Annotated in this window: 4 protein-coding genes and 2 pseudogenes; 5 read left to right on the plus strand and 1 reads right to left on the minus strand. The window is 33.6% G+C overall.

The window, feature by feature from the left end; translation table 11 throughout:
- Positions 1 to 307: 307 nt before the first annotated feature.
- A pseudogene (locus L21TH_RS11320) lies at positions 308 to 1536 on the minus strand (IS110 family RNA-guided transposase).
- Between the two features lie 392 nt (positions 1537 to 1928).
- Here L21TH_RS11320 and L21TH_RS11325 point away from each other — a divergent pair.
- The 5 genes and pseudogenes from L21TH_RS11325 to L21TH_RS11345 all read left to right on the plus strand — a co-directional run bounded on the left by L21TH_RS11325 (position 1929) and on the right by L21TH_RS11345 (position 6326).
- The gene (locus tag L21TH_RS11325; protein ID WP_006316420.1) at positions 1929 to 3089 is read left to right on the plus strand and encodes a hypothetical protein; all 1161 of its coding nucleotides are present in this window, start codon (positions 1929 to 1931) and stop codon (positions 3087 to 3089) included.
- 49 nt (positions 3090 to 3138) lie between these two features.
- Positions 3139 to 3702, plus strand: a complete 564-nt coding sequence (locus L21TH_RS11330; protein WP_006316421.1) for a hypothetical protein — start codon at positions 3139 to 3141, stop codon at positions 3700 to 3702.
- A 414-nt stretch (positions 3703 to 4116) separates the two neighbouring features.
- A pseudogene (locus tag L21TH_RS11335) lies at positions 4117 to 5614 on the plus strand (IS1182 family transposase).
- Positions 5615 to 5721: 107 nt separating this feature from the next.
- Positions 5722 to 6003 (plus strand): hypothetical protein, encoded by a 282-nt coding sequence (locus L21TH_RS11340; RefSeq protein WP_242826525.1) that lies wholly within the window; start codon positions 5722 to 5724, stop codon positions 6001 to 6003.
- The gene (locus L21TH_RS11345; protein WP_034430007.1) at positions 6003 to 6326 is read left to right on the plus strand and encodes a hypothetical protein; all 324 of its coding nucleotides are present in this window, start codon (positions 6003 to 6005) and stop codon (positions 6324 to 6326) included. Before L21TH_RS11340 ends, L21TH_RS11345 begins: the two co-directional genes overlap by 1 nt.
- Positions 6327 to 6397: the final 71 nt, after the last annotated feature.

The raw sequence follows: 6397 nt of genomic DNA on the forward strand, positions 1-6397 counted from the left end.
ATATTTACAATGAAATTATTGACAAATTTGGAATGGGGGGGTAGAATAATTGTTGTAAGCAAGCTTGTTTATTTTGTAATCAATAGGCCTATATAGTTACAAAATATTAAAAAATGATATTGTCGAAAGAATAGGTTGATTTTGGGCAATACGAAATGTTGAAAGTCCTACGGGAATATGTCAAGCAGATAAAACAAATAAATTGGATTTTTTAAGACTTATAGATTAAAAAAGACAACACTAATCTAGCCCAGTGGCACATGTAAAAAACTGGGATTATTTTAAAGAAAGTTGTGCAGGCGTTAGCCTATCTATTCACCTTCCTTTGGGGCGAATAGATTTGGTCTCTGCGTAGCAGCACATCGACCAATCGCACAAGTTTTCTTGCAGTTAAGACGAGGGCTCTTTTGTGCTTATGTTTTAAAGCTTCATGATACTTTTTATAGTAATAGTCACTAAACTCTGTATCATACATTTTTACTGAGTTGGCAGCCTCAACTAAGTAATAACGTAGATACGTATTACCAGAGCGTATCGTATTTGTATCATCTGCTTTAAACTTACCAGATTCATGTTTAGACCATGTGAGACCAGCATATTTAGCTAAGGATGCTTGATCCTTAAAACGATTAATATCACATATTTCAGTTATGATACCTGCTGAGTATACATGACCTATTCCTGATATACTTTGAAGAGTATTTGAAATGCCTTCAAGTATCTTAGCTATAGATTTATCTAACTGTTTAATTTGATTTTTGATACTACGTATGGATTCAATTGATGTACCTAATAAAATATTTATAGAATATTTTACGCACTTTGATAAACGATATGATGATCTAGCAGCTTTTTGAATGCATTTAGCGACTTTTTCAAGCTCGGAGTATCTATTTTTACTTTTTTCTCTTAGATAGTCAGCTAAAGATTCTATATTCATTGAGCTAATTTCATCAAGGCTGTATCTTTCAAGCAAAAGATCCATTATTGTACTGTCAAAGGTTGAAGTTTCAACTTCTGTAGAGAATGCACTGCACTTAAAAAATAGATTTTGTAGAAAGTATTTTTTCTCACGGGTAAGGTTTTGTATTAGTCTAAACCTCATTCTCGTAAGCCTTTGAAGTGCCATATATTGTTCAGTCTTAATAATGCTCAGTGGCAGTCTACCAAATCGTAGTCTGTCAGCTATGATAAATGCATCAATATCATCAGTTTTGTCTAGAACGACGTAGGCATCCTTGAATTTTTTAATAAGTTTAGGGTTAATAGTATAAACCTTGGTATTGAACTCTTTAAGAGCTTCATCTTCATTAAAGAAGATGGCAGGATGCCAGCTATATACGGAAGTGGATTCCATGCCAATTTGAATTTCTTTAACTTTGTTGACTTTGGCTAGATTGGTAATTTCATTACTAATGCTTTTAGCACCATGAAGGTTGTTTTGTGAGGTAAGTTTATTTAGTACTTCACATCACTGTTCATAATACAAACCTTCATATCAAAAGAACTAACATCAATACCTACAAAGATTTTCATTTGGTATGTCCTCCTTTCGTTATAGGATCAAGGGAATTGGACTCTTAGGGATGTCCCCAGTTTCTTCACTGGTCAATCATCCTCGCTTATTAGAACTCACTCCGCCTATGGGCTACCTGAAAGCTGCTATCTTTCAGCATAGGTTCCCGGAGGGAACAGCCTACGAGTTAGAAGTTTTAGTGAAGACTGGGGAAACAGACTTAATCGAGTAGTCAAAGCTACAGGAGAGAAAAGAATTTCCCCAAACGATCCTTATTATCATTATCTGGGAACATCACAAAAAGTCCAAGACCCTTATTCAAATTTATTTAGATTCATTTTAAAAGAGCAATATTTGACTGGAAATTGTTTTAATTTTTAACTTTAAATCTATTATAGGAGGAGGTTTATTTATGAAGAGATTTTTAAGCTTATTTATAACATTGTGTATGATTTTGTCAGGAACCTATACTGTTTTTGCTGCAGATCTAGCACCCGAAGCTGATATACAAGCTATTAAGCCAATAAGTATTTCGAATGAGGTAGTTAACATGCTGTCTGAAATTCCAATTTACTTTACGTATATCAACAATTATAATGAAGATAACATAAATTCCATTAAGGAATCTGTATCTAAGCAAATTGATGAAGCAAAAAAATATGTCTCTAATAGTTCATCTAAAGACAATGTTAATGAACAGTTACACATATCTAAAGATGCATATGAAATAATCGAGGTTGAAAAATTCTCAAAGGTAGATATTATTACTAACCCTTTGTACAAACGCACTTTTATGCGTGTTCAGGAACTTGTTGAACAGGGAAAGAAAGTTAACTATATAAACATTTTCCTTAATAGACCCGATGCGATGACTTTAAGTAATGCCCCGGATGCCCCTGAGTATTGGGATGCGATGACTTTAAGCAATGACCCAGATGACCCTGAGTATTGGGAAGAACATTGTGTATACTTAGGAACATATAATAATTATAAATTCCTGTATTTGGAATCAGCACTAAACGTTGAATCATCTTGGGTTACTCCTGGAAATATTGGAACATCACTAAAATGGAACGAAATAGCCCAAAAAACATTAGAGGCTGTCCTAGATCATTATGTAAAAGGTAGGTTTTATAAAGCAGTAAAAGCAGCTGCAAATGGTCTATCAACTTTCTTTAGTTTTTTTGATACTCCACTTTCTGTAACCTATAGTTCATCTGGAGGTTACCTTAAAGCCAAAGTATCTGGTGACTTATATGTAAGAACAATCTTCATTCAAGATAAGCTTGATAGAGTTTCTGGTTATGCATATTATGATTGGGGTAGCACTGAACAGTTCAAAGCTCACTTGAAGGTTGATGCGAAATGGCCAACAAGCGTAAGACCTGGTGGCACATATAATTACGAATACGGTACGTACACATATGGTGCTCAATATAGTAATACTCCAGGATTCTATGGTAATTCAACACTATACAGCAGTATTATTAGTCTCTATGAAAACACTACGGGGTATTTTACTCACATTGAAACTATTGATGTTTACAGCATAGTGACGAGTTTGTTAGACTAAAGCTATGCAGCATTGACTCTACCATCTGTGGTGTTTTAAGGGGGGAATTATGCAAGTAAATAGAAAGAATATAATTATTAAATGGATATTTATGGCATTTCTAATCTTGATGTTCTTAGCTTTTGTCATTCCGATACCAATGAATAGGGTATACGATGCTATAGAGATAAAGCTTGATGATCCCTCTTATTTTGTTCAATGCCAGGTTAAGATTCAAGGAAGGTATCATTGGAATCTTTTTTCCGACGATATGTTTGACGGGCAGATTGTCATTTCTGATTATAGGCTTACTAATGAGAAATTGAGTAAAGTTTATCTCTCTGATGATGGTTGGCCTCTTGAATACACATACCTTTCAGAAAAAGATGTTAATGGTCGCCCAAATCGCTATACATTTTTTCTAGGACGCTTATATTCAAGACCTTGGTTTCATAAAATGGCGATAATCGTTTTTAGTAAAAATCCCTTAAATAAGGATGGAGGCGGAAAAATTTCAGGCAACTGGGGTGACTGGAATGAAGATGATGGATATTGCATTGTCCCATTAGCCACTAGCAGAGAAGAAGCTATTGATATATTATTGAAAATTGGAATTATTAGCGGTAATCCATAGATCTAAGCATAAAAAATTAGAATCTTTGTAATATGAGGAGTAGGATTTATTTATAATCCTACTCCTTTAGTGCGCCCAGCAAGGGCAATAACTTGGCGGTGAAAGTCCGCTGTGGGCTTGGTAGTGGGAACCACTAGTCGAAAGCATGGGTGTCCACCGTGAGATGGAATCTGAAGGAAGCCTTAGGCAAAATCTCGGTCTGAGGAAAACGAACCTCATACAAGGCTTGCTTGGAAGGGACGAGCTTGAATAACAAAATGAAGTCCAATACTATCTGAATTCCAAGGAGTAATGAAGTGGCAAGGGGACGTTTTGAGACCACTGAAAAAGTCCTCCAAATCTCCTAAATTCAAAAAGGATTCTTAAGGTTTATGTGGAATTTATATAGTATAAAGAATTTAGGAGGTCTATTTTATGTTAAGAAAGGCTGATAAACAGCAAACTATCTTTTCAATATTATATAATAAAATACCTGATAATCACGTATTGAAGTTAATAAATAGCGCTGTTAATTTTAGTTTCGTAAATGAACTATTAAAAAAGAGCTATTGTGAGAACTTTGGTAGACCAGCTAAAGAACCTGAGATGATGGTAAAACTGTGTATCTTACAATATCTATATAGTTTATCAAATGTAAAGGTTATTGAAGAAGGAAATATTAACTTAGCATATATGTGGTTCTTAGGAATAAACCCTGAAGAAGAATTGCCTGAAGCAAGTCTGCTAACTAAATTTAGAACCCAACGACTAAAGGATATTTCATTAGATGAAATTATTAAAGAAGTAGTTAGACAATGTGTAGAAAAAGGAATAATCAATGAAAAAAGTATAAGTATTGATGTTACACATACAGAAGCTAATACTATTAAAAAAGTACCAAAAAGAATTATGAAGCATTTAGCGAAAAAGATATTTAAAGAAATAGAAAAAGAAAATCCTAAATTACTTTAAGAAATAGATACAGATATCCCTAACTATAAAGAGATTGAGGATCATAATGAAGCAAAAAAAGTGATGAAGGAATATCTGGAGAGCACTATAAACCAGGTAGAAGTGCACTATTTAGATGATAAAAACAACAGGATATCAAAAGCAATTGACAAAGCGAAAAAAATCCTAGCTTCTCCTAATTTTATAAAATAAAAGGGTATACGTTCATTAGTTGATGAAGATGCAAGAGTTGGAACAAAAAGTAAGAAAGTGAGTTTCTTTGGATATAAGACTGAATTTACAATGCTTACAAAAGAAAAAATAATAACAGCAATGAATGTTAGCGATGGAACATATGCAAAAGAACAGTTAGAAAGAACAAAGGAAGCTGGGATTGAAATAGAAGAAGTGTACGGAGATAAAGCATATTTTAGAAAAAATATATTAGATACAATAGAGGAATATGGTGCTAAAGCTTGTATACCAGTTAGTGAAACAGTATACAAAATTGATGAAAGTAAGTATATCTACAATAAAGATGCAGATGAATGGTATTGTAGCCAAGGCAACCGAACAGTTAAGAAGAAGAAAAGTAAAAAAACTAAAGAAGAAAAAGAGTCTGAGTATTTAAAATACTACTTTGAGATAGAACAATGTAGAAATTGTCCAAAACATGATGAATGTGCAAAACAACAAGTGCGAAAGATTTTACATATTAGTGTTAATACTCCAGAATTCTATGAGATATCAAAATGGCAAAATCTGAGGAATTCAAAGAGAAATATAAAAATAGGGCATATCACGAAGCTAAGAATGGAGAAATGAAAAGATTTCACGGACTGGCTCAAGCTAGGGGTACGGTCTTAAAAGTATGTCATTACAAGCTAAATTTACAGCATTAGCCGTAAATTTAAAGAGGATAGCCAAGCTGGTATCCTATTTAAATCCATTTAATTTCTATAAAATGGTAATTTATTGTTAAAGAGATAAGGATTCTTTTCATTATTGAAATTGAAGCCAAAAAACACCTCCTTTTCAGTGGTCTCGGACTGTCCCTCTGTGTTTCAAGATAATAAGCCTATTTATATTGTGCTGAAGTACGATGATGAGGTTATAAATGGCACTAATATGCCAGGTAAACAAAATAACTATACACTTCATGAAGCTATGAAAATTGTCCTATCAGAGGCAGAAAACAAGACGATGCATGCATCTGAACTTGCTGATGAGATATATAGGCGTAGGCTGTATTTAAAAAAAGATGGAAGTAAGGCGCAATATACACAGATAAGGGCAAGGTGTGGGCATTATTCGGAATTATTTGAGGCTCTCCCCGGTAACTATATCAAATTAAAGGAAGGTGTAGAGTAATGAATAGTGAAGCACTTTGGAATTATGTAATCTCGGGTTTATCATCTTCGGGAGAAGAGATACAAACCACAACAGGTCTTTGGTTTACAGCATCGTTTCGTGATGGAAGATTGTATGTTGATAGGGCTATTTATAATTCGCCTTCCAGCGAATTATCGATGAAAAGGACAATATCAAAGAAAGATTTTTTGTTTGTACATTCATATTATGATCGCTGGGTTAATGGAGAAACGGGAGTTAGGCATGACGTAAGCAGGAAGTCGAGAAATATTGCTTATATTTTCGCACTGATAGACAAATATTCAAATAATGAAGTGGAATGAAATGTTAAACATAATTTAGATAGTTGCAAAATACAAAATTAAACTTATCCACAGAAAATTAGTAAAAAAAA

This window comes from Caldisalinibacter kiritimatiensis (assembly GCF_000387765.1).
Lineage (GTDB): Bacteria > Bacillota > Clostridia > Tissierellales > Caldisalinibacteraceae > Caldisalinibacter > Caldisalinibacter kiritimatiensis.